Origin of the sequence: Agrobacterium sp. lyk4-40-TYG-31, from assembly GCF_030209855.1 — a bacterium.
In the GTDB taxonomy this organism is placed as follows: Bacteria; Pseudomonadota; Alphaproteobacteria; order Rhizobiales; family Rhizobiaceae; genus Agrobacterium; species Agrobacterium vaccinii.
The window spans coordinates 177,053-198,713 of sequence record NZ_JARVRE010000005.1; the positions used below are offsets into that span (position 1 = coordinate 177,053).

The window sequence follows — 21,661 nt, forward strand, 5'->3', positions numbered from 1 at the left end:
CAGCGCTGCGAGCCGATTACCGAGCCGTAAGCGCACCCGCAACCGTATGAATATGCGCAGCCCCAATGCCGCAGCAACCGCCGATCATCGTCGCACCGGCATCGGCCCATCCGCAGGCGAAGCGGGAATAGGCGTCGTCGGTCAGGTCCGCGCGGGTGCCGTGCAGGCCTTCATTGGCGGCAGAATCGCCCTGTTCGCCTTCGAAGGCGTTGGCGTAAACGCCGATTTCGATGGAGACGCCCTTGTCCTTGAAGACGGATGCGGCTGTCTCGACAGCAGCTTTCATGACTTCCGGCTTGCTGCAATTGAACAGCAACGCCGCAGCGCCTGAGCCTGCGGCCCATTCCGCCGCGGCGCGCACGGTTTCGCCGGAGCGAAGCTGCGGTTCGTTGCCGCCAACCTGCGCTGCATCGTCGTTCAGGGTGAAGGAGACCCAGAAGGGCTTCGCCGTCCCAGCCACCGCTTCACGCACCGCCTCACCTTCCGCAATCAGGCTCAACGTTTCGCCCAGCCAGACATCGACATGGGGAGCGAGGTTTTCTACGAGCACCTTGAGGTAATCCTGCACGCGGGCGGGATCGAAATTCTGTGGCTCATAGGAGCCGAAGATGGGCGGCAGGCCACCGGCGACGGTGACCTTGCGGCCAGCAGCATCGGCTGCTTCGCGGGCCAGCTTGCCTGACAGCGCAATGAGCGATGCGCCTTCTTTCTGGAAGCGTTCCTCACCGATGTGAAACGGCACCAGCGCATAGGAATTGGTGGTGACGACATCGGCACCCGCATCGATGAATTCCGCATGCACCTGGCGCACGATGTCTGGCGTGTCGATCAGCGCCAGGGCCGACCATTCCGGCTGCTTCAGCTGCGCACCCAGCCGCTGCAATTCACGGCTCATGCCGCCGTCGAGAATACGGATATCGCCCATGTGGAACTCCTTAGGTATGTTACCGCCGCTGCGGCACCTGCGCCTCGACAAAGCCGAAACAGCGCACGATGATGGCGGTGAGGATGAGATAGAAAATGGTGACGACGAAGAGCGGTTCATAGACCAGCAGCGTATCCTGTCGCACCTTGTAGGCCACGGCGTAGAGGTCCATGACGGTGACGGTGAAGGCCAGCGGCGTCGCTTTCAGCTGCATCACCACCTCGCCCGCAATGGTCGGCAGGGCGATGCGGATGGCGCGTGGCAGCCAGATGCGGCGGATCAGCGTGAAACGGCTCATGCCGAATGCCCTCCCCGCCTCAAGCTCGCCCTTCGGCACCGCCAGCAGCGCGCCGCGCAGCACTTCGGCCTCATAGGCCGCATAGTTCAGCGTGAAGCTGACGGCAGCAAAGAAGAAGCCTTCGCGCAACACCGGCCACATGAAGCTTTGCCGCAAACCGGGGATCATCGGCAGCAGAGAACCGACGCCGTAATAGAGCAGCCAAAGCTGGATGAGCAGCGGCGTGCCGCGAAAGAAGGTGCAGTAGCCCCGCGCCAGCACCCGTGTCAGTCTGCCGCCGCTCACCTGCGCGAAGGCTAGACCGATAGCGAAAATAAAGCCGAGGACAACGGAAATGACCAGCAGCGCCACCGTCTGATAGGCACCGGATAAAAGCAGCGGCCAGTATTTTTCGATCCAGGAGAATTCCATGATCTTCCCCTAAACCAGAGCCGGTTGGCCGCGCCGGACGCGGCGCTCGATCAATGAAAAGACGAGATTGGAGACGAGCGTGATCGCCAGATACATCAGGGCTGCTGCGGCAAAGAACAGGAAATACTGCTTGGTGCTGGCCCCGGCCAGACGCGTCGCCAGCGCCAGTTCCTGATAGCCGACGACGGCCACCAGCGCGCTGTCCTTGGTTACCGCCAGCCAGAGGTTCGCCAACCCCGGCAGCGCATTGGGAATGAGTGCGGGCAACACAACGCGGCGGAAGCGCAGAAATGGCGACATGCCGAAGGCCCGCGCCGCTTCGATCTGACCACCCGGAATGGCGAGGATTGCGCCGCGCAGAACCTCGGTCATATAGGCGCCCTGAACGAAGCCCAAAACAGCGATGGCGGCGGCGAAGCCGTTGATTTCCAGCGGCGGCATTCCGGCCCATTGCAGCAGCCGGTTCAGGCCATCCGTTCCGGCATAATAGAGCCCGACGATGAGGATCAGCTCCGGCACGGCCCGGATCATCGTGGTGTAGAAACTCAGCACCACACCCAGCGCCCTGTTGCCGGAAAGCTTGCCTAACGCACCGGCCATGCCGATGACGATACCGATGAGATAGGCACCGGCAGAAATGGCAAGCGTGGAAACGGCACCGGTCAACAGCGTACCGCCCCATCCCGGAGGATAGGGCGACAGAAGTTGAACCATGGTTTCAAAGCTTGCCATCGACTCGACCGAGATTTACTTCGCGCCGTAGATGTCGAAGGTGAAGTATTTCTTGGTGATCTCGTCATATTTGCCGCTGGCGCGAACGGCAGCCAGAGCCGCATTCAGCTTCTGCTTCAACTCGGTGTCATCCTTGCGCAGACCGCCTGATACGCCCAGTCCCAGGATTTCCTTGTCGTCGGCCACGTTGCCAGCATCCGCGCAGCAATCCTTGCCCGCATCGCTTTTCAGGAAGGCGTCAAGAACAAGCGAGTCACCGAAGACATAGTCGATACGACCGGCAGCCAGATCCTGAAACGCTTCGTCCAGCGTCTGGTAGGTCTTTTCGTCAGCCGCATCCTTGAAATACTTGGCATAATAGGCGGACTGGATGGTGGAGACCTGAATGCCGATGGTCTTGCCCTTCACGTCTTCAGCGGTCGCACCCGGCTTGCCATCCTTGGCGCCGATCAGCTTGCTCGGCGTGTTGTAATATTTGTCGGTGAAGGTGATGACCTTCTGGCGTTCCTGCGTGTTGGACATGGACGACCAGATCACGTCGAACTTTTTGGCTTCAAGCGCCGGAATAAGGCCATCCCAGGACAGTTCCACGATGGAGCATTTTTCCTTCATTTCCGCGCAGACGGCGTCCATCAGGTCGATTTCCCAGCCCTGCCATTTGCCGGATGCATCCTTGGCGAAGAATGGCGGGTAGGACTCGTTCATGATGCCGAAGCGCACATCGGCGCTGGCGGTAAAGGCGGATAGCGCGAATGCCGAACCGGCAAGCAGCGTGGCGAACAGTTTCATGGAAAATCTCTCCGGTTAAAACGATGATAAATCAGTTGGCGATGGCGCCGGTAAAGTCGCGGGTGCGGGTGCTGGTCGGGTTTCCGAAGACCTGGTCCGGCGTCCCCTCCTCTTCCACGCGGCCCTGATGCAGAAACATGACGTGGTTGGACACATCGCGCGCGAAACGCATCTCATGCGTCACCAGCAACATGGTGCGGCCTTCTTCTGCCAGATCGCGGATGACCTTCAGCACCTCGCCCACCAGTTCCGGGTCGAGTGCCGAGGTCGGTTCATCGAACAGCATCACGGCAGGCTCGACGCAGAGCGCACGCGCAATTGCCGCACGCTGCTGCTGGCCACCGGAGAGAAACGCCGGATAGGCATCCTTCTTGTCGTAAAGGCCGACCTTGTTGAGCAGCGCTTCTGCCTTCTCAATCGCGTCCTGCCGCTTCACACCCATCACATGGACGGGCGCTTCGATGATGTTTTCCAGCACCGTGCGGTGGGCCCAGAGATTGAAGTTCTGAAACACCATGCCAAGCCCGGTGCGCAGGCGCTCCACCTGCCGCCAGCTTTTCGGCACGGCCTTGCCATCGCGACCGATCTTGACGGAAACTTCCTCGCCATTGACGGTCACGCGGCCACGGTCTGGCATTTCCAGAAAGTTGATGCAGCGCAAAAATGTGCTCTTGCCAGAGCCGGAGGAGCCGATGATCGAGATCACGTCACCCTTGCGGGCGTTCAGCGAAATGCCTTTGAGGACTTCATGCGTACCGAAGCTCTTGTGGATGTCCTCCACCGCCAAAGCGTAACCGCCCTCAATACTCATCAACGGGTCCCGACTGTCCTTGTTGCGGATGGATACTTATAGAAGCAAACGAAAAATACCGCGCAATAAACGGCTCTATTGCACATCCGGGGTGAAAAATCATTCCACGGGAAAGATTTCAAGGAAAATCGTCAGTCGGTCCTCGGCCCTAAAGCCGAGGATGAGACATGACTGCGTCGTCGCTTCTTACGCCGCGCTGATCACGCCCGTGGAGAGAAGCACCAGAAGCAACACGCCCAGACCCACGCGGTACCAGACGAACGGCATATAGCTTTTGCTCGAAACCAGCTTCAGGAAGCCGACGATGACGGCATAGCCGACAATGAAGGATATCAGCGTGGCAAGTGCTGTCGGACCCCATCCAACCGGATTGACCTGACCGATGCTCTTATAGAGCTGGTAGAAACCGGAACCGAAGACGGCGGGAACGGCGAGCAGGAAGGAATAGCGTGCAGCTGCCTCACGGGTATAGCCCAGCAGCAGGCCTGCCGTAATCGTGCCGCCGGAGCGGGAGACGCCGGGGATCAGCGCCATGGCCTGTGCAAAACCGAACAGAATGCCATCGCGCCAGATGAGCTTGTTCAGCGGGTATTTCTTCTTGCCGATTTTATCCGCATAACCAAGGATGATGCCGAAGACGATCAGCATGACGGCGGTTATGTAGAGATTGCGCAGCGACGTTTCGATGGAATCTTTGAACAGCAAGCCCAAGAGCACGATCGGAACCGAGCCGATAATGATGAGCCAGCCCATGCGGGCATCGGCAGCATCGTAACTGCCGCCAAGGCGCAGGTTCTGGCGAAGCCACGCCATGGCGATGCGCATGATGTCGGACCAGAAATAGACCAGCACCGCCAGTTCGGTACCGATCTGAATAATGGCGGTGAAGGCAGCACCCGGGTCTTCACCCGTTCCCAAAAACTCCCCGGCGATCCGCAGATGCGCGCTGGAAGAAATCGGCAAAAATTCCGTAAGACCTTGAATAAAACCGAGAATCGCGGCCTCGATCCAACCAATACCCATGCTTGTCGTCCCTGACTGAGAATCACTGCCGCGACGCTATGAAGCAATCCGGGCAGATCAATGTTGCACTGCGGAAATTTTTATCGAAGCAGAAATGCCAGCGTCCAGTCTGTCAGCCGCCCGAATGGCGCGCGCAACAGGGTCGGCAGGCTCCACCGCCCCTGCACGAACACGCCTTTGGCGTGGCTCATGCGGCGAAAGCCCTCTATGCCGTGGTAGGCGCCGGTGCCGCTGGCCCCTACCCCGCCAAACGGCAGATCATCCTGCGCCACATGCAGGATGGTGTTGTTGATGCCGACATTGCCGGAGATGGTGCGGGCCAGCACCGCGCGGCAATCCTCGCTCTTTTCATCGCCAAACACGTAAAGCGCCAGAGGCCTTGGCCTTGCATTGATGTAACCAATCACTTCGCCGATCTCGCGATAGGTGCGCACGGGCAGGATCGGCCCGAAAATCTCTTCGCGCATCACCGCCATCTCGTCGGTCGCGTCGAAGACCAACGTTGGCGGCAGAACGCGGATGCGGCTTGTGGCGGACGGCGCGTCATTGCCGACCTCCACCACCCGCGCGCCCTTTTGCCGTGCGTCATCCAGCAGGCCGTTCAGCCGTCCAAAGTGCCGCTCGCTGACGATGGAGGCGAAATCGATGGTCGATGGTCCGTTGGGATAGGATTTCGCCACCGCTTTGCCGAAGGCATCGGTAAAGGCGTCCAGATCATCCTCATGCACGAAGACGTAATCCGGCGCCACGCAGGTCTGCCCGCCATTGGTCAGCTTGCCGAACACGACGGAGGCCACATTGCTTTCGCTGGCATGGCCTTTCTCAATAATCGTCGGGCTCTTGCCGCCCAGTTCCAGCGTCACCGGCACAAGGTTCTCGCTGGCCGCCTTCATGACAGCCTTGCCCACCTGCGTGCTGCCAGTGAAGAACAGATGATCGAAGGGCAGACCGCTGAAGGCCGCGCCCACCTCGGCATCCCCTAAAATGACGGCGGCTTTTTCCTCCGGGAAAATGCTGGCCAGCATGTCCTTCATCAATTGGCTGGTGCGTGGCGTTAGCTCGGAGGGCTTCAACACTGCCCGGTTTCCGGCAGCAATGGCCGTTGCTAGCGGCACCATGGCCAGCAAAAACGGGTAGTTCCACGGCGACATGATGCCGATGACGCCCAGCGGCTGATACTCCACATGGGCCCGCCCCATCTGGAACGTCGCCGCCACATGGCGACGCTCCGGCTTCATGAAGCGTTTCAGATTACGCGTCAGGTAATCGATGCCCTGCACCACGCCCAGAATATCCAGCAGCGCCGTTTCACGCGGTGAACGCCCACCGAAATCCAGATCGACCGCCTGCTCGATATCTCGTCTGCGCGCCGTCACCACTTGGCGCAGCGCTTTCAGATCAGCCTTGCGCGCCTCGAGTGTCGGCGGTCCGTCACGCAGAAACGCATCGCGCTGACGGGCGAGAATCTCGACGGCGTCGCTCATTCGGCGGCCTCCAGCGACCTGATCAGATCGGCGGGGGAAACGAAGCGCTTTGCGCCATCCTCGCAGACCACATGCGCCTCGCCCCACGTCTTCAGCGCGGCGATAACCGGCTGCATGCTGAGCCCCAGCGGCGTCAGAGCGTAATCCACACGTGGCGGCACCACGGCAAAGACCTTACGGGAAATCAGCCCGGCCTCTTCCAGCTCACGCAACTGCTTGGTCAGCATGCGCTGGGTCACGCTGGGAATGTGGCGGCGCAGCTCGTTGAAGCGTAGCGTGCCCTCGTTCATCAGGTGATAGAGGATCACGCCCTTCCATTTCCCATCCAGAAAACTCAGCGTCGACTCCACCGGACAACCGGGAAAATTGCCGGTCAATTTGGCACGGGGACGGGACATCGTAGTATCCTTTTTGTGCGTATATACAGAATATGTGCATTCTTGCGGTGCGCGCTCATCTCTATCAAATAGAGGTCAACGCAACAAGCAAAGGAGAATACGCCATGCGTGCTATCGGTTACAAAAGCGCAAAACCCATCACGGAAGCAGATGCGCTTGTTGACCTCGATGTATCCGTGCCGGAAGCTGGAGGGCATGATCTTCTGGTCGAGGTGAAGGCGGTGTCCGTCAATCCTGTCGATACGAAGGTACGCCGCAACCAGCCGCCGGAAGAAGGCCAGGCCCGCATTCTCGGCTTCGATGCTGCTGGCATCGTCAAGGCCGTGGGCGAAGGCGTGACGCTGTTCAAGCCAGGCGACGAGGTGTTTTACGCCGGTGCCATCAACCGCCCCGGCTCCAACAGCGAATTGCATCTGGTGGATGAGCGCATCGTCGGCACCAAGCCCAAAAGCCTCAGCTTCGAGGAAGCCGCCGCCCTGCCGCTCACCGCCATCACCGCTTACGAGGCGCTGTTCGACCGGCTCAAGGTGAAAGATCCCGTCGCCGGTGCAGCCAATGCCATCCTCATCATCGGCGGCGCTGGTGGTGTCGGCTCCATCGCCATCCAGCTTGCCCGGCAGCTGACCGACCTCACCGTCATCGCCACGGCCTCACGCCCTGAAACCAAGGAATGGGCCAAATCCCTTGGTGCGCACCACATCATCGACCACAGCCAGCCGCTCGCCCCGCAGGTGGAAGCGCTCGGCCTCGGCGCACCCGCCTTCGTCTTCTCCACCACGCAGAGCGATCTCCACGCCGCCGACAGCATCGCGCTGATCGCCCCACAGGGACGCTTCTGCCTGATCGATGATCCCGCAGGCGGCTTCGATGCCATGCCCTTCAAACGCAAGGCCATCTCCATCCACTGGGAAATGATGTTTGCCCGCCCGGTCTTCGAAACAGCCGATATTCTCGAACAGCACAAACTGCTGAACCACGTGTCTGAACTGGTGGATGCGGGCAAGATCAAGACAACGCTAACAGAGGTGTTCGGCACCATCAACGCCGCCAATCTGATCAAGGCGCATGCGTTGATCGAAAGTGGGACGGCTCGGGGTAAGATTGTTTTGTCGGGGTTTTGAGGGCGGAGACGTCATGAGTGGTTGAGACTGCGCTCACCCCCCTCTGCCTTACCAGGCATCTCCCCCTCAAGGGGGAGATCGACTCGCGGCAGCCCTTCGGCCATCTCGTACGTCGAGACTGACGCAATGTCGGCGCACCTTGCTAATCTCCCCACCTGAGGGGGAGATGTCCGGCAGGACAGAGGGGGGTAAGCCACACCCACCGGCCCTGCGTCCCGCCCGACCCTCAATCGTCGTCCGGGTCCTCAGGGCACGGCCATTCCGCAGGTGCGGTCAGTCCCTGCGGCAGTTTGGTCTTGGCATCGCCGCAGGCAATATCCACCTGCTTCTGCTCAAGACCGGTCGCGGCCGAAAGGTCCAGCCCTTCGATGCGGGCCAGAAGAAGAAACGCATTGGCGAAATCGATGGGCCCGGTGAATTTCGCGCCTTCGAAACGCGAGCGCGACAGGTTGGCCATCGAGAACTTGGCGCCCGTCAGCGTCGCGCCTTCGAAATCGGCCCTGCCAAGTTCAGCCTTGCTGAAATCGGTACCCACGAGCTTGGCATTCTGAAAATTCGCCCGCTGCATTTCAGCACTGTTGAACTTCGCATTTTCCGCATCCGCATCGCTGAAATCACCGCGATAGGCCTCGACCTTCACGAAATTTCCGCCCTGCAATTGCGATGACGCCAGAGACGTACGGATCAGCTTGGCCTTTTCCAGATTGGCTTTCTTGAAGGAAGAACCACGCAGATCGGTAAAGGTGAAATCCGTTCCGCGCAAATCCGCACCATCCAGCACGCTGCCGCCCAGCATCAGAAGACGCTTGTTGCACGCACTCCAGTCGATCTCCGCAGCGGCATCTGCACGGCAGCTTGCGGCTAGGCTATCCTTTGTCGGAATGGTCACAGCCGCAAAAGCCGTCAAAACCGCCCCGTAAACCAGCCTTGCACCGCGGTGAGAAAAACCCTTACCTGCTGCCGTCGTCATCATCTGCTCCCACATCCGACCTTGCCAGCACATCCATGAACGCCTGTCGGACTACACCCATACAACTATGGTATTCGTGGTAATCCTGCAAATACCAAACTGGAGAACAACCGACACGGTCAAGATGGATGGTGATATTTTTCTTGAGAATGAAAGTTCAGAACGCTTCGTCAGACAAATCCATTTGCATGGCAACTCGACGATCGGGGTCGAGACCAGCCGAGATTTGCATCTCCAACCGCTCCCGCAGAAAGGGCGGAATGTCATTTCCCTCCAGAATGCGAAATCCCAGCCTTGCATAAAACGGCGCATTGAAAGGCGCGAAGCGGTCTGTCGTCAGCACAGCATGCTTCAGTCCGGCTTTCGAACCTTCGGCAAGCAGCGCCAGCATCAGCGCACGCCCCAGGCCTTTTCCCTGCGAAAAGGTTTCGACATCGACTTCTACGATATGGAGGTGATGGCCCAACCTATGCCCTGCGGCAAAACCAGCGACATGTCCCGTGGCGTCTTCTGCCACCAGCAAGAAAGCCTGATCGAGACTTTGCCGAAGAACGAAGTCGGGTGCCGATGACGGCTCTGATGTGACGCCGCAGGCCTTCGCCCAGACCACAAACGCATCGAGTTCGATCTCTGCCAGCCGCGCAAACTCTTCAGCCCGCGCGGCGCGGATGCTCACCATGGGATTTGCCATCTGCGAGAACTGGCTCACATATTGGCGTAAACCGGCCCTTCGCCGCCCTGCGGCGGCACCCAATTGATGTTCTGGTTGGGGTCCTTAATATCGCAGGTTTTGCAGTGGACGCAGTTTTGCGCGTTGATGACGTAGGTCGGCTCGCCGTCCTTCTCTACCCACTCATAGACCCCGGCGGGACAGTAGCGGGTCGAAGGACCGGCGTAGACATCGTGTTCGGATCGCTTCTGCAGGTCCATATCCTTCACCTGCAAGTGCACCGGCTGGTCTTCCTCGTGGTTGGTGGAGGAGAGGAACACGGATGACAGGCGGTCGAAGGTCAGCACGCCGTCGGGTCTTGGATAAGCGATGGGCTTGTGGAACTTCGCTGGCTCCAGGCTTTGCGCATCGGTCTTGCCGTGCTTCAGCGTGCCGAAAATCGAAAGGCCGAGCAACTGGTTGGTCCACATATCCAGCCCGCCCAGCGCCACGCCGATCGCCGTGCCGAACTTCGACCACAGCGGCTTGACGTTGCGCACGCGCTTCAGATCCTTGCCGATGTCGCTGCCGCGCCATTCGTTTTCGATCTCGATGACTTCGTCATTGGCACGGCCCGCGGCGATGGCATCCGCCAGCCTGTCCGCCGCCATCATGCCCGACAGCACGGCATTGTGGCTGCCCTTGATGCGCGGCACGTTGACGAAACCGGCGGAACAGCCGATCAGCGCACCGCCGGGGAAGGTCAGCTTCGGCACCGACTGATACCCGCCCTCGGTAATCGCGCGCGCGCCGTAGGACAGGCGCTTGCCGCCTTCGAATGTCGGGGCAATTGCCGGATGCGTCTTGTAGCGCTGGAATTCCTCGAAGGGATAGAGATAAGGGTTCTTATAGTTCAGGTGCACGACGAAGCCGACGGCAACGAGGTTGTCTTCGAGGTGATAGAGGAACGATCCGCCACCCGTCTTCATGCCCAGTGGCCAGCCGAAGGAGTGCTGCACGAGGCCCGGCCTGTGGTTCTCCGGCTTTACCTGCCAGAGTTCCTTGATACCGATGCCGAATTTCTGGACATCGCTGTCCTTGGAGAGGTCGAATTTCTGGATGAGCTGCTTGGCCAGCGATCCACGCACACCCTCGCCGATCAGCACATATTTGCCGTGCAATTCCATGCCGCGCGTAAACGCCGGGCCGGGTTCGCCGTTACGTTCCACGCCCATGTCGCCGGTCGCAACGCCGATTACGGCGCCTGCGTCGTTGTACAGCACTTCGGTCGCCGCAAAGCCGGGATAGATTTCAACGCCCAGCGCTTCCGCCTTTTCCGCCAGCCAGCGACAGACGAGCCCGAGCGAGACGATGTAGTTGCCGTGGTTGTTCATCAGCGGCGGCATGGCGAAGTTGGGCAGGCGGATGGAGCCAGCGGGGCCGAGAAGCAGAAACTGGTCGTCCTTGACTTCCGTCTTGAAGGGATGTCCCTCCTCTTCGCGCCAACCGGGCAGCAGACGGTCGATGCCGATCGGATCGACCACAGCGCCGGAGACGATATGCGCACCGACTTCCGCGCCCTTTTCCAGCACGACGACGGAAAGCTCAGGATTGACCTGCTTCAGCCGTATCGCCGCCGAAAGCCCCGCAGGTCCTGCACCAACGATCACAACGTCGAATTCCATCGATTCGCGTTCCGGCATTTCCATCGCGTCCGTCATATCCATCCTCTCAGCTCGCCGGTCCCATCCGGCGTTGTTTTTCTAACGTGCCAACCGCCGCAGGGTTCACAACCCAGCTGCACCCGCCTGCTTTTCAGGCACTGTCTCAACTCCTTCTTCGCAAAGCAAAAAGCCGTTGTCGAGGTTGAAACGCGGCAAATCCTGTTCGAGCTTATTACATTATCGACCGCACATGTAATATCTTACTCTTACGTTCACGTAAGTTGCCGGGATTTGCGAGGAGGTCAAGGTTGTAGGTGAAGAGCGCATCATCTCGTAGACGAGCTGCGAAATAAACACCTTCAAAACTCTGACGCCCACCCCTATAACCACCCCAACACTTTCAGGAGGATTACCCCATGGATCTCGGCATTTCCGGCAAACGCGCGCTCGTTCTGGCCTCTTCTCGCGGCCTTGGCCTCGGCATTGCAACGGCTCTGGCGAAGGAAGGCGCGCATGTGCTTCTGGTCGGACGCACCAGCGAGAAACTGGCAGCCAATGCGGACGCCATCAATGCGCTGGGCAAGGGCAAGGCGTATTGGGTGCAGGGCGATCTTTCGCAGGAGAATTTCGTCGCTTCCATGGTCGACGCCGTTCAGACGAAGCTTGGCGGCATCGATATTCTCGTCAACAACACCGGCGGCCCGACGCCCGGTACGGCGCAGGACATCACTGTCGAGAAGCTGGAAACCTTTTTCCAGTCCATGGTGCTGCGCGTCATCACACTGACGGGCGCGTTTCTGCCGCAGATGAAGGAGCAAGGCTGGGGCCGCATTCTGACGGTCGCCTCATCCGGCGTGTTCGAGCCCATCCCCAACCTCGCCCTGTCCAACACGTTGCGCGGCGCGCTGGTTGGCTGGAACAAGACACTTGCCACCGAAATCGCAGGTTCCGGCATTACCGCCAACATGCTGCTGCCCGGACGCATCCACACCGACCGTATCGACGAACTCGATGGCGCCAACGCAACCCGGCTGGGCAAAAGCGTGGAAGAAGTGCGTGAAGCGTCCCTCAAGACCATACCCGCCGGTCGCCTCGGCAAGGTCGAGGAATTCGCCGCAGCCGGTGCCTTCCTTTGCTCAGAGCCTGCGAGCTACATCACCGGCACCATGCTGCGGGTGGATGGCGGCGCGTCGAAATCGATCTGATGTAAACAGGGTATGCCCGTCATCGCTGCGGCATGGCGGGCTCTCTACTTGCCCTCTACAGTGACGGGCCCGTGGAACCTTGGCCGCACAATGCACGCACAAGCTTAGCCGAATACCTCCGATGTATAGATAGCCACCTGAATTGCGGCTGCCCTAATATTGATCAGAGGGATTCCATGCATACCATCGTTTTAGCGAGATACAGCGAAGCACTTGAGTGGATCGTTGATATTCCAACAGATTTTAAAGTCATCATCTATAATAAGGGCCAGGAAATCACCTCGCCTGCCGTGCTTCAGCGCGCCGACGAGATCATCGCACGCCCCAATGTCGGTCGCGAATCCGAGACCTACATTCACCACATGATGACCCGCAAAGCGGACAATCGCGACTTTACCGTCTTCAGCCAGGGCGATCCCATCACGCACAGCCCTGACTTCATCGATCTGCTGAAGAACTGGCGCAGGTGGGATGATATTCAGGCTCTTTCCTGGCAGTGGCTGACGACGAACAACATTCCAACAGCAGAAACGCTGGCGCGCTATCAGGAGTATTTTCCGATTCACCTTCGTGTCCGGCCTGAAACATTCTCGCTGATGGACTGGAAAGCCCTCGAATTCAAAGATGCCGGCGCATGGAACATGGGGCTGGTGTACAAGACACTGGAAGGCATCTCGCCCAATACCAGCAATATTGCGGCCTATGTCTTGAAAAAATGGAAGCTGGATGCGCAGGCCGAAGAAGCTGCACGGCATACGGTTGGCGTCTTCTCCTATGGCGCGATCTTCGCCGTGCGCAACGAGAATGTTGCACGGCTATCGGACGAAACGAAGCAACTGATCTACGAATTCGCGACCGGAGCAGCCAACGCAAACGGCTATATTCTGGAACGCATGTGGCTCCATATTTTCGGAGAAGGTTTCTATCGCCGCGTTCCGTTTATCGATCAGCACGCCAGTGCACTCAACCTGCCGGGCGTACCGGATACGACACGCGTCGATCTGAGCAACCTCGTCCTGGGCCTCGCAGATCAGGGCATGTCGATGGACGATGTTGGAACCCTCTTGCAAGGCGTAATGCGTGAGCGTCTGGCCGAACTGAAGCTTGCTGCCAAAAACGCCGCCCATAATTCATAAGCGGCAACCGTTCGGGTGTAGCCGGGCCCGCGAAATCCATTGGCTATTGCACCCTCCCCGGGGTAACCTCCGGGGAGATTTTCTCCTGTCGAGGCCTACCATGCAGATACTTCGGATTTCCCTCGTTGTCTTCGGCGCATTGCTCACCCTCATCGGCCTCGTCTGGATTGGGCAGGGCAGCGGTTACTTCCCCTACCCTGCCTCCAGTTTCATGATCAACCAGAGCCCGTGGATGCTGCGCGGGGCAATCGTTGCCATCATCGGGTTGGCCCTGATTTTTGCTGCCCGGCGCTTCGTTCGCTGAGTTACTTCACCAGCTTCGGCAGGTCCGCAATCAGCGCGTCGCGGGTTGCTAAGCTGATGGGCTCGTCGCTTTTCCAGTCCTTGACGTTCATAGCGGCGAACACGACCTGCCGGTCACCCTTTTGCGCCCAGCCGACGAACCAGCCTAGTCGGTAATCGCCGTCGAATTTTCCAGTTTTGGTCTGCATACGCCCGGAGCCGGTTTTGCCGTGCACCTGCCAGCCATCGGCTGCGGCAAATTGCGGAATGATCGCCATGGTCTTTTTCGTAGCCTCGGCGGAAACCGGCAGTTTGCCCGTCACGAAGCGACGAACGAAGTCCGCCTGCGCATCGCCGGAAATTTTCAGCGATGACATCAGCCAGGATTCGGTCAGCCCGTCCGTTCGGCCTTTCACGCCCTTCACATCCGCATTGCCGTAATCGAAGCGGCGCACGTAATCGGCAAATTTTTCGGCACCGAGACGCCGCGTGATTTCCTGTGAATACCAGACGATGGAATCGCGCTCCCAGATGGTCGGGTCGGTCGCCTTCTGCTCGCGCTTGGGTCGCTTCCATTCCGCCTTGTAGTCCCAGCGCGGGTTCGTCTCGTCCTTGAGAATACCAGCATCGTAACCCATCACCGCCAATGGCAGCTTGAAGGAGGATTGCGGCGCAAATGCCTTGTCGCAGGCACCGTCGCGATGCAGGGCTTTGCCGCTGGCAGCATCCAGAACCACCGTGCAGTGCGCCGTCTCGGCGGCAGACGCAGGCGTCATGGAAAGGCAGCATAGAGAAACAGCAGCAAAACTTGCCGCTGCAAAAGGTCGTTTCAAGGCCATTGGCACTCCACTCATCCGCATAAGAGATTTCCCAGCAACCTTATAAGCGCGATGTGGGCGGGCATTATTATGGCAGCATCAGGGAAAATCCGCCCTTGTGCTTGCCATTCACAATTCGCTGTGCGATCACGCGCCCTCTTCAAAACAGGCGGATGCTTTTGCATCCCGTTCATGACCGGACGCCATTGGCACCCGGCACAGCTATCACTGACTTTGGGAAAAACACGCTATGGCAAGAACACTCGGGCTCGATTTCGGCACGACCAACACGGTCATGGCAATGTCTGACAACGGTAACACCAGCCAGTCCATGCGCTTTACCAGCAGTGCAGGCACGACCGATAGCATGCGCACGGCGCTGTCCTTCATGAAGACGGGCACATTCGGTGCCGCAGCCCTTCAGGTCGAAGCCGGTCATGCCGCCATCCGCCAGTTCATCGATAATCCTGGCGATTGCCGTTTCCTGCAATCCATCAAGACCTTCGCCGCCTCCTCGCTGTTTCAGGGCACGCTGGTCTTCGCCAAGCGCCAGAGCTTCGAAGATCTGATGGAGGTCTTCCTGCGCAAGCTGAAGACCTATGCGGGTGACGACTGGCGCGACGACGTCTCCACCGTGGTAGCCGGTCGTCCGGTCCGTTTTGCTGGCAGCAACCCGGATGAGGCACTGGCCATCGCCCGTTACAATGATGCCCTCACGCGCGCTGGTTTCCCGGAAATTCATTACGTTTACGAGCCCGTGGCAGCCGCCTATTACTTCGCGCAGAGCCTGAAGAAGGACGCCAATGTGCTGGTTGCCGACTTCGGCGGCGGCACCACCGACTATTCGCTGATCCGGTTCGAAACCCATGGCGGCAAGCTGTCGGCCACCCCCATCGGCCATTCTGGCGTCGGCGTTGCGGGCGACCATTTCGACTTCCGCATGATCGACAATCTCGTATCGCCTGAAATCGGCAAGGGCAGCAAATTCAAGAGCTTCGACAAGGTGCTGGATGTTCCAGGCGGGTACTACGTGAACTTCGGCCGCTGGAACCAATTGTCCATCTTCAAGACCTCCAAGGAATTCTCGGACCTGAAATCGCTGGTTCGCTCCGCACTTGAGCCGGAGAAGCTGGAGATGTTCGTGGAGCTGGTGGAGCATGATGAGGGCTACCCGCTCTACCAGGCCATCTCCGCGACGAAGATGGCCTTGTCTTCAAGCGAAGAAGCCGAGTTCAACTTCTCGCCTCTGGGCAAGGCTGGCCGCAAGACGGTCAAGCGCGCAGATTTCGACCGCTGGATCAGTGATGATCTCGCCAAGATCGAAGGCGCGCTGGACGAAGTATTGGAGAAAACCCAGACCGCCCCTGAAGCCATCGACAAGGTCTTTCTCACCGGCGGTACCTCTTTCGTGCCCGCCGTACGCCAGCTTTTCACCCGCCGTTTCGATGCCGATAAGATCGAGACCGGTGGCGAGTTGCTCTCCATCGCCCACGGTCTGGCCATGATCGGCGAAAGTGGCGACATTGAGCGCTGGACAGCGTGATGACAGGGGTTTCGCGGGGCGAGCACTTAAGGTAGTTTTGCGCTATGATCTTGGCCCAAGACCTTTCACCAGCAGAACTGGCGGCGCTCCTGCATTTCCATGCGGATGCGGGCGTGGACTGGCTGCTGGAAGACACGTCTCTGGATCGCTTCGCGGAATTTGCCGCCACCCGGCAAAACCGGGCGCCACAAAGGGAAGCACCACCCCGCCAGAACGATGCACCGCAGAACAGCCCGTCCCGCTCGACCCAGTCGGCACCGCAGACCCGTAGCTCGGCGCCCGCTGCGCCCGCTATCCAGACCAATGTGGCCATGCCGGACGAGCAGGCCATTGCCGCCGCCCGGTTTGCTGCGGAAACCGCTCGTTCCCTGCCGGAATTGAAGACGGCGCTGGAAAGCTTCAACGGCTGCAATCTCAAGAACAGCGCTCGCAACACCATCTTTGCCGAGGGCGACCCCTCCTCCGGCATCATGGTAATCGGCCCCATGCCGGATGCGGATGATGACCGCGAAGGTCAGCCCTTCGTCGGCAAAACCGGCGTTCTGCTGGATCGCATGCTGGCCGCCATCGGGCTCGATCGCGCCAATCTGCTGCTGACCAACGTCGTGCCGTGGCGCCCGCCGGGTAATCGCTCGCCATCGGGCCCGGAGATGGAAATTTGCCGCCCCTTCATCGAACGACAGGTCGCTTTGGCAGAGCCGAAAGCACTGTTGCTTTTGGGCAACTTCACTGCACGTTTTTTCTTTGGCGGCACCGGTACCATCCATACGCTGCGCGGACAGTGGCGTGATGTCGCATCCGGGCACGGAATCGTGCCCGCAATCGCCACCCTGCACCCTCAGGAGCTTTTGAACGCTCCAGCCAGTAAACCATTGGCGTGGCAGGATTTATTAGCATTTCAGGCCCACATTCGCCAAATGTGAATGCTTCCTTTTTGATCAATATGAATCATTTATGAAAATAGCCATGCAAATGACGCATAACAGCGGCGCATTTGCCCTGATTGCCGAATCCATACCGCACTGCAATAAGTGATCTCGTCTTGGGAGGAAAAGGTTTAAGGAACCAAGGCAATGACCACTCGCTTCCGTCCGGTTCACTCCGGCTTCGAAACTCTCCGACTTGCAGGCCTTGGCCCGCGCTCGGGTGATAGCTACCACCGCTTCGGTGGCACCAACGAACAGCTGACCGCTCGCGCGTCATCTCAGCAGGTTCGCACGACACGTCCTTCGGCAGTCTTCGCGGATTTCCGTGAGCGCTGATAGAAGTCGTCTTCAGGCAAAGCCCTGAAAGACATTCAAGATACGACGCTTTCGCAGCGCCTTTCCCATGGAGAGGCGCTTTTGCGTTTTAATGGTGCCGATATTTTACATATGGCATGTTTTACGCGGTGACGGATTGCGTCGCCCCACTTACGGATATGTCGTGGCAACGCCCTCAGCACGCAAATATGCCCTGAAAAATCCCAGATCAAAAGCTGCCGCTCAAAGTCGAACCCTCTCCGCACGAGAGGGCACCCTTATGCCCCCCTTGTAATCGAGCGGGCTGTTTTCAGAGGGAACGGCGGCATGATTTCGGAAGCAGATCAGACAGCTTTCGCCTTGGCCTCGATGAATGCATCCTGGACATATTTGAACTTGATTGCCTGCCATCGGCAATACTCTTCCAAAAAGTCGCGCGCAAACCACATGCCGCTACGAAGGCCGCTGTCATGCCAGCCCATCGCACCCTGCTCTGCAGCCTTATTGAGAAGACGCTGCAAATGCGTGCGTGACATCATGAATTCCGCCGCCAGAGCGCGTGCATCGACAAAACCGATATCGATACGCTCTACTTCGCGGTCTGCATCTTCAATCCGGCTGATGAATTCATCCATGACCAGAGCCCCTGCCTCTGTCCATAGAAAGAGCCCAACGCGCGGAGGCGGGTTCACCCATGCAGGATCCATGAGGCACAGACGAGCGGCCAATGGTTGCGCCACCTCCAGCAAGTTTGAATGCGCCATCATCTCAACGGCGCGTATTCCCCCATCAAGACAATCGAGAGCTGCCAGATTGGCGATATACCACATCAGGATTGCCTCTTCGCTTATGGGCGTCGCCTTGTATCGGCGGGGTCGCTGAGAGGCCGGGCTGACCCTTTCGACGTATCGATAAATTTCAAGTTGATCGAGATAGTTCTGAACCGTGTTACGGCTTGCGACATGATTGGTTGTGATGAGTTCCCGCGCTTGTGCAACCGTGAAGCCACGCGGTCCGCTTTCCAGGTTCAGGGCCATCCCCGCCTGCGTCATCAACCATTTCTGGTGCGCTGAAAGTAACCGAGCTATCCGCGGATTACTGTTATAGGCGCCCCGCAGATTGCGGGCGAGTGTTCTTATTGCTCCCAGCAATTCAGGATGCGCAACGAGGTCGTCATACGAATACGTCATGACCACCCCTGAAAAATGATGAAAAGAAATTTGTTTTGTGGCGACCGTTCTTCGCCACGTCATTGCCCTGCCAAACACGAACGCCCATTAACAGACGCGCGTTATCAGGCTCCACGCGTTTTACCCCAAACACGATTATGCCACCTTAGATTTGCTTTTTACCACCCGTGTGTTCAATAACACACTCGTGCGCAAATTGAATAAAACTTTGATAAAAACATCGTTTTTTGAAGCTGCTGAAATCACCCAATCAAACGAATGTTGCGACTAGCCCTGCGGGGTGGATGCTTTTCGCGCCGCCTTGCGGGCAAGTCCGAGCTGATGCTCGCGAAAGATGATGAATATCCCCGCAAAGACCACGATTGCCGTTCCCACCAGCATCGTCACCGTCGGAATGTCGCCGAACAGGATATAGGACACGCCGATACCGAAAAGGATCGAGCTGTATTCGAAAGGCGCGATGGTCGAGACTTCGGCGTGGCGATAGCTCTCGGTCAGCAAAATCTGGGCGATACCACCGGCGATACCACAGGAGATCAAAAGGGTGGTTTGCTTCCAGTCCAGCCATTCCCAGGCAAAGGGCAGGCTGAGAGCCGAAAGCAGGCTACCGGTCAGCGAGAAGTAGAGAACGATCGTCGCCGTCTTTTCCGTCACCACCAGTTGGCGCACCTGCACCATGGCCAGCCCGCCCAGCACGGCTGCTAGCAGAACGGCTAGCGCACCGATCCCCTCACCCGCTTCAAAACCGCCCTGCTGCAAAAGCGTCAGTTTCGGCCATAGAATGATAATGACGCCGGACATGCCGATCAGAACCGCAGACCAGCGATAGATGCGCACCGCCTCACCCAGCACCAGCGCGGCAAACACCACGGCCATCAGCGGCGAAGCATAACCGATGGCAATGAACTCCGGCAGCGGCAACAGCGTCAGCCCGTAAAAGCCACAGATCATCGAGAGGATGCCAAGCAGCCCGCGCTTGAAATGCCCGAAAAGATTTTCCGTGTGAAATGCGCTGCTGAGACTGCGCAGATAGGCCAGATAGATGACGATCGGGACAATGGCGAAGGTCGAGCGGAAGAAGCTGATCTGCCCGGCAGGCACGTCCGAACCGGCCGCCTTGATACAGGTCTGCATGACCAGAAAAAACGCAACGGATATCAGCTTGAAACTTATGCCCCGGATGGGGTTGTTGGGGGCGGCACTCATGGGAATTGGCATTCATAGGTTCGAAGTGTGAACCGGTTGCACCTCACAGACCGCAACGTCAGCCTGCATGTTCACCCTGCCTAGCAGATTATCGAACCCGAGTCGGACACAAATTTGATCATCCTGTTCACCCCAAGGCATTTTTGCCGGACACCGTGCGCAAATGCCACGTCGCGCCCAAACCGCCGTGCAGTCGTCAAGTTCTGCCGCAAAGTAATGCATATGCCCACTTAGTACGCATTGCATGATCAACTGCATGACAACTTGTCGTAGTTCTGTATAAATCAAATATTAACCACGCTCTATTCTAATTTCAACAGTTCGAAACTCAGCTCTGCAATCCGGTGGATGGAAAGACTGACACTGTTTTCATATCTATTTGGAATTGATGGCACCCCATGAACAGCGCTTTACGGACAGCCGGGAAAAACGCATCGCAATCCGCGACGCCGCGCGGCATGCGTGTTGTCACCGATGGCATGTCCACAGACCTCAAGCGGTTCAGCACCGACAATACACACATCGTCAAGCAGATCCGCCTGCTCGCCATCAACGCCCTCATCGAGGCGGCAAGAGCGGGTGAAGCGGGCAAGGGCTTTGCCGTCGTCGCCAATGAAGTGCAGCGCCTCGCGCAGATTGCCTCGGATATTTCATCGACTTTCGAACAGAACGTGCTCAGCCGCATCGGTCTCAGCCGCGATATGGCCGAGGCGCTGGTGGAGGAGATGGAAGGTGTGCGCCTGATGGACACGGCGCAGACGCTGGTCCAGCTCATCGTCCGCAATCTGTTCGAGCGAACCGCCGACGTGCGCTGGTGGGCGACGGACACCGCCCTCTGGCAGGCCCTGCAAAGCAGGGACAAGGCCGACGCCGCATTCGCTTCGGAGCGTCTCGGCGTCATCAACCGTTTCTACACTGTCTATCTCGACCTCGTCATGACCGACATGAACGGCATGGTCATCGCATCGGCCAATCCGCGGCACCAGCGCAATCTCATCGATCGCAGCTTGAAGCTCGAACCATGGTTTATCGCCGCCTCGCAATGCCGCAGCGGCGACGAATATATTGTCGATCAGGTCAAGAGCAGTCCATTCCACGATGATCGCGACGTTCTGGTCTATGCGACCGGCATCCGCGAAGGTGGAAAGAATGACGGCGCGTTGCTTGGCACGCTCGGCGTTTATTTCGACTGGCAGGATCAGGGTCAGGCCATTGTGGAAAAGGAAGCGAACCTGCCGCCGCAGGTGGCGGAACGCACCGTCGTCATGCTTCTGGATGAAGACATGCGGGTCATCGCCAGCAACAACGCTGCTCTGCGCTTCACCCGGTTCCCGCTCGCCAACGCCGCGGATGCCATGCGTGGCAGCTATTACGACTCAAACGGCGCAATCGTCGCCTTCGCTAAAACGCTGGGATATGAAGACTATAGCGGCCTTGGCTGGTACGGCGTCGTCGTGCAGCAAACGGAAAACGAAGATGCGATCAGGGCCAGTCTCGGCCTCAAGTGCTGAACCATACCCGCCAGTGCCCCGGCTTTTTGGGGCGGCAGCATAAATTTGCCGTCATGCAGCCTGTTCTAATAGAATTGATAACCAAGTGAATATTTTATCATAATATAATTCTGGCACGGCGATAATTTCAGTAATCGTTCAACATTTAATGGAATGATGTGCCAATGCGAGACACATTCATTGATCCTCTCTGAGCGGTTGGTCTGGCGAGGACAACACGCAGGACATCATGTCTTGCGAATTTCACATGTATG

22 protein-coding genes are annotated in these 21,661 nt (G+C 58.5%); 8 read left to right on the forward strand and 14 right to left on the reverse strand.

What is annotated here, in order from left to right; translation table 11 throughout:
• Nucleotides 1-16: 16 nt before the first annotated feature.
• From QRN55_RS11175 to QRN55_RS11210, 8 genes are all read right to left on the reverse strand, one after another.
• A complete protein-coding gene (locus QRN55_RS11175; RefSeq protein WP_284776751.1) occupies nt 17-925 on the reverse strand; it encodes a homocysteine S-methyltransferase family protein in 909 nt (302 codons plus the stop codon).
• 19 nt (nt 926-944) lie between these two features.
• A complete protein-coding gene (locus QRN55_RS11180; protein ID WP_284776752.1) occupies nt 945-1,634 on the reverse strand; it encodes an ABC transporter permease in 690 nt (229 codons plus the stop codon).
• A gap of 9 nt (nt 1,635-1,643) precedes the next feature.
• Complete coding sequence (locus QRN55_RS11185) at nt 1,644-2,366, reverse strand: ABC transporter permease (protein WP_284776753.1); 723 nt, start codon at nt 2,364-2,366, stop codon at nt 1,644-1,646.
• A 15-nt stretch (nt 2,367-2,381) separates the two neighbouring features.
• Nucleotides 2,382-3,155 (reverse strand): transporter substrate-binding domain-containing protein, encoded by a 774-nt coding sequence (locus tag QRN55_RS11190; RefSeq protein WP_173996485.1) that lies wholly within the window; start codon nt 3,153-3,155, stop codon nt 2,382-2,384.
• Between the two features lie 31 nt (nt 3,156-3,186).
• On the reverse strand, nt 3,187-3,966 hold the full coding sequence (locus QRN55_RS11195) for an ABC transporter ATP-binding protein (protein ID WP_284776754.1): 780 nt from the start codon (nt 3,964-3,966) through the stop codon (nt 3,187-3,189).
• Nucleotides 3,967-4,152: 186 nt separating this feature from the next.
• Nucleotides 4,153-4,989 (reverse strand): undecaprenyl-diphosphate phosphatase, encoded by an 837-nt coding sequence (locus QRN55_RS11200; RefSeq protein ID WP_173996482.1) that lies wholly within the window; start codon nt 4,987-4,989, stop codon nt 4,153-4,155.
• An 80-nt stretch (nt 4,990-5,069) separates the two neighbouring features.
• The gene (locus QRN55_RS11205; protein ID WP_284776755.1) at nt 5,070-6,473 is read right to left on the reverse strand and encodes a coniferyl aldehyde dehydrogenase; all 1,404 of its coding nucleotides are present in this window, start codon (nt 6,471-6,473) and stop codon (nt 5,070-5,072) included.
• Entirely contained in the window at nt 6,470-6,871 is a 402-nt protein-coding gene (locus QRN55_RS11210; protein WP_284776756.1) for a winged helix-turn-helix transcriptional regulator, read from the reverse strand. The genes QRN55_RS11205 and QRN55_RS11210 overlap by 4 nt, the downstream gene beginning before the upstream one ends.
• Before the next feature lie 104 nt (nt 6,872-6,975).
• Between QRN55_RS11210 and QRN55_RS11215 the strand changes: the two genes are divergently transcribed.
• Complete coding sequence (locus QRN55_RS11215; RefSeq protein WP_284776757.1) at nt 6,976-7,992, forward strand: zinc-binding alcohol dehydrogenase family protein; 1,017 nt, start codon at nt 6,976-6,978, stop codon at nt 7,990-7,992.
• A gap of 226 nt (nt 7,993-8,218) precedes the next feature.
• Here the strand turns inward: QRN55_RS11215 and QRN55_RS11220 are convergent, their stop codons facing one another.
• The 3 genes from QRN55_RS11220 to QRN55_RS11230 form a co-directional block, all read right to left on the reverse strand.
• On the reverse strand, nt 8,219-8,962 hold the full coding sequence (locus QRN55_RS11220) for a pentapeptide repeat-containing protein (protein WP_284776758.1): 744 nt from the start codon (nt 8,960-8,962) through the stop codon (nt 8,219-8,221).
• 157 nt (nt 8,963-9,119) lie between these two features.
• Nucleotides 9,120-9,641, reverse strand: a complete 522-nt coding sequence (locus QRN55_RS11225; RefSeq protein WP_284776759.1) for a GNAT family N-acetyltransferase — start codon at nt 9,639-9,641, stop codon at nt 9,120-9,122.
• Nucleotides 9,642-9,667: 26 nt separating this feature from the next.
• The gene (locus QRN55_RS11230) at nt 9,668-11,332 is read right to left on the reverse strand and encodes an electron transfer flavoprotein-ubiquinone oxidoreductase (RefSeq protein WP_233122912.1); all 1,665 of its coding nucleotides are present in this window, start codon (nt 11,330-11,332) and stop codon (nt 9,668-9,670) included.
• A gap of 359 nt (nt 11,333-11,691) precedes the next feature.
• Here QRN55_RS11230 and QRN55_RS11235 point away from each other — a divergent pair, with 359 nt between their 5' ends.
• The 3 genes from QRN55_RS11235 to QRN55_RS11245 all read left to right on the forward strand — a co-directional run bounded on the left by QRN55_RS11235 (nt 11,692) and on the right by QRN55_RS11245 (nt 13,920).
• Nucleotides 11,692-12,480, forward strand: coding sequence for an SDR family oxidoreductase (locus tag QRN55_RS11235; RefSeq protein WP_284776760.1), 789 nt, complete (start codon nt 11,692-11,694; stop codon nt 12,478-12,480).
• Nucleotides 12,481-12,656: 176 nt separating this feature from the next.
• Nucleotides 12,657-13,616 (forward strand): hypothetical protein, encoded by a 960-nt coding sequence (locus tag QRN55_RS11240; protein ID WP_112500086.1) that lies wholly within the window; start codon nt 12,657-12,659, stop codon nt 13,614-13,616.
• Between the two features lie 100 nt (nt 13,617-13,716).
• Nucleotides 13,717-13,920, forward strand: coding sequence for a hypothetical protein (locus QRN55_RS11245; protein WP_111841569.1), 204 nt, complete (start codon nt 13,717-13,719; stop codon nt 13,918-13,920).
• 1 nt (nt 13,921) lies between these two features.
• On the opposite strand, the gene blaOXA is transcribed toward QRN55_RS11245, so the two are convergent.
• Nucleotides 13,922-14,674 carry a class D beta-lactamase gene (gene blaOXA, locus QRN55_RS11250; RefSeq protein WP_502871320.1) on the reverse strand — a complete coding sequence of 251 codons (753 nt, stop codon included), beginning with the start codon at nt 14,672-14,674 and terminating at the stop codon, nt 13,922-13,924.
• Between the two features lie 292 nt (nt 14,675-14,966).
• Here blaOXA and QRN55_RS11255 point away from each other — a divergent pair, with 292 nt between their 5' ends.
• From QRN55_RS11255 to QRN55_RS11265, 3 genes are all read left to right on the forward strand, one after another.
• On the forward strand, nt 14,967-16,259 hold the full coding sequence (locus QRN55_RS11255) for an Hsp70 family protein (protein WP_111841568.1): 1,293 nt from the start codon (nt 14,967-14,969) through the stop codon (nt 16,257-16,259).
• 44 nt (nt 16,260-16,303) lie between these two features.
• Nucleotides 16,304-17,182, forward strand: a complete 879-nt coding sequence (locus tag QRN55_RS11260; RefSeq protein WP_284776762.1) for a uracil-DNA glycosylase — start codon at nt 16,304-16,306, stop codon at nt 17,180-17,182.
• A gap of 150 nt (nt 17,183-17,332) precedes the next feature.
• Nucleotides 17,333-17,521: a hypothetical protein gene (locus QRN55_RS11265; protein ID WP_112500082.1), complete on the forward strand. Its 189-nt coding sequence runs from the start codon at nt 17,333-17,335 to the stop codon at nt 17,519-17,521.
• Between the two features lie 323 nt (nt 17,522-17,844).
• Here QRN55_RS11265 and QRN55_RS11270 read toward each other — a convergent pair whose 3' ends face one another.
• Both QRN55_RS11270 and QRN55_RS11275 read right to left on the reverse strand, forming a co-directional pair.
• Complete coding sequence (locus QRN55_RS11270) at nt 17,845-18,753, reverse strand: hypothetical protein (RefSeq protein ID WP_284776763.1); 909 nt, start codon at nt 18,751-18,753, stop codon at nt 17,845-17,847.
• 204 nt (nt 18,754-18,957) lie between these two features.
• On the reverse strand, nt 18,958-19,896 hold the full coding sequence (locus QRN55_RS11275; RefSeq protein ID WP_284777159.1) for a DMT family transporter: 939 nt from the start codon (nt 19,894-19,896) through the stop codon (nt 18,958-18,960).
• A gap of 398 nt (nt 19,897-20,294) precedes the next feature.
• Between QRN55_RS11275 and QRN55_RS11280 the strand changes: the two genes are divergently transcribed.
• Nucleotides 20,295-21,407 carry a methyl-accepting chemotaxis protein gene (locus QRN55_RS11280; RefSeq protein ID WP_350225185.1) on the forward strand — a complete coding sequence of 371 codons (1,113 nt, stop codon included), beginning with the start codon at nt 20,295-20,297 and terminating at the stop codon, nt 21,405-21,407.
• Nucleotides 21,408-21,661 lie beyond the last annotated feature (254 nt).

Excerpts from the sequence above, each read along its gene's own strand:
- QRN55_RS11230 (WP_233122912.1), bottom strand. The coding sequence starts at position 11,332 with ATGACGGACGCGATGGAAATGCCGGAACGCGAATCGATGGAATTCGAC.
- blaOXA (WP_502871320.1), bottom strand. The coding sequence starts at position 14,674 with ATGACGCCTGCGTCTGCCGCCGAGACGGCGCACTGCACGGTGGTTCTG.
- QRN55_RS11220 (WP_284776758.1), bottom strand. The coding sequence starts at position 8,962 with ATGACGACGGCAGCAGGTAAGGGTTTTTCTCACCGCGGTGCAAGGCTG.
- QRN55_RS11185 (WP_284776753.1), bottom strand. The coding sequence starts at position 2,366 with ATGGCAAGCTTTGAAACCATGGTTCAACTTCTGTCGCCCTATCCTCCG.
- QRN55_RS11265 (WP_112500082.1), top strand. The coding sequence starts at position 17,333 with ATGACCACTCGCTTCCGTCCGGTTCACTCCGGCTTCGAAACTCTCCGA.
- QRN55_RS11210 (WP_284776756.1), bottom strand. The coding sequence starts at position 6,871 with ATGTCCCGTCCCCGTGCCAAATTGACCGGCAATTTTCCCGGTTGTCCG.
- QRN55_RS11200 (WP_173996482.1), bottom strand. The coding sequence starts at position 4,989 with ATGGGTATTGGTTGGATCGAGGCCGCGATTCTCGGTTTTATTCAAGGT.
- QRN55_RS11280 (WP_350225185.1), top strand. The coding sequence starts at position 20,295 with ATGAACAGCGCTTTACGGACAGCCGGGAAAAACGCATCGCAATCCGCG.
- QRN55_RS11235 (WP_284776760.1), top strand. The coding sequence starts at position 11,692 with ATGGATCTCGGCATTTCCGGCAAACGCGCGCTCGTTCTGGCCTCTTCT.
- QRN55_RS11180 (WP_284776752.1), bottom strand. The coding sequence starts at position 1,634 with ATGGAATTCTCCTGGATCGAAAAATACTGGCCGCTGCTTTTATCCGGT.
- QRN55_RS11190 (WP_173996485.1), bottom strand. The coding sequence starts at position 3,155 with ATGAAACTGTTCGCCACGCTGCTTGCCGGTTCGGCATTCGCGCTATCC.
- QRN55_RS11275 (WP_284777159.1), bottom strand. The coding sequence starts at position 19,896 with ATGAGTGCCGCCCCCAACAACCCCATCCGGGGCATAAGTTTCAAGCTG.
- QRN55_RS11175 (WP_284776751.1), bottom strand. The coding sequence starts at position 925 with ATGGGCGATATCCGTATTCTCGACGGCGGCATGAGCCGTGAATTGCAG.
- QRN55_RS11225 (WP_284776759.1), bottom strand. The coding sequence starts at position 9,641 with ATGGTGAGCATCCGCGCCGCGCGGGCTGAAGAGTTTGCGCGGCTGGCA.
- QRN55_RS11260 (WP_284776762.1), top strand. The coding sequence starts at position 16,304 with ATGATCTTGGCCCAAGACCTTTCACCAGCAGAACTGGCGGCGCTCCTG.
- QRN55_RS11270 (WP_284776763.1), bottom strand. The coding sequence starts at position 18,753 with ATGACGTGGCGAAGAACGGTCGCCACAAAACAAATTTCTTTTCATCAT.
- QRN55_RS11245 (WP_111841569.1), top strand. The coding sequence starts at position 13,717 with ATGCAGATACTTCGGATTTCCCTCGTTGTCTTCGGCGCATTGCTCACC.
- QRN55_RS11240 (WP_112500086.1), top strand. The coding sequence starts at position 12,657 with ATGCATACCATCGTTTTAGCGAGATACAGCGAAGCACTTGAGTGGATC.
- QRN55_RS11255 (WP_111841568.1), top strand. The coding sequence starts at position 14,967 with ATGGCAAGAACACTCGGGCTCGATTTCGGCACGACCAACACGGTCATG.
- QRN55_RS11195 (WP_284776754.1), bottom strand. The coding sequence starts at position 3,966 with ATGAGTATTGAGGGCGGTTACGCTTTGGCGGTGGAGGACATCCACAAG.
- QRN55_RS11205 (WP_284776755.1), bottom strand. The coding sequence starts at position 6,473 with ATGAGCGACGCCGTCGAGATTCTCGCCCGTCAGCGCGATGCGTTTCTG.
- QRN55_RS11215 (WP_284776757.1), top strand. The coding sequence starts at position 6,976 with ATGCGTGCTATCGGTTACAAAAGCGCAAAACCCATCACGGAAGCAGAT.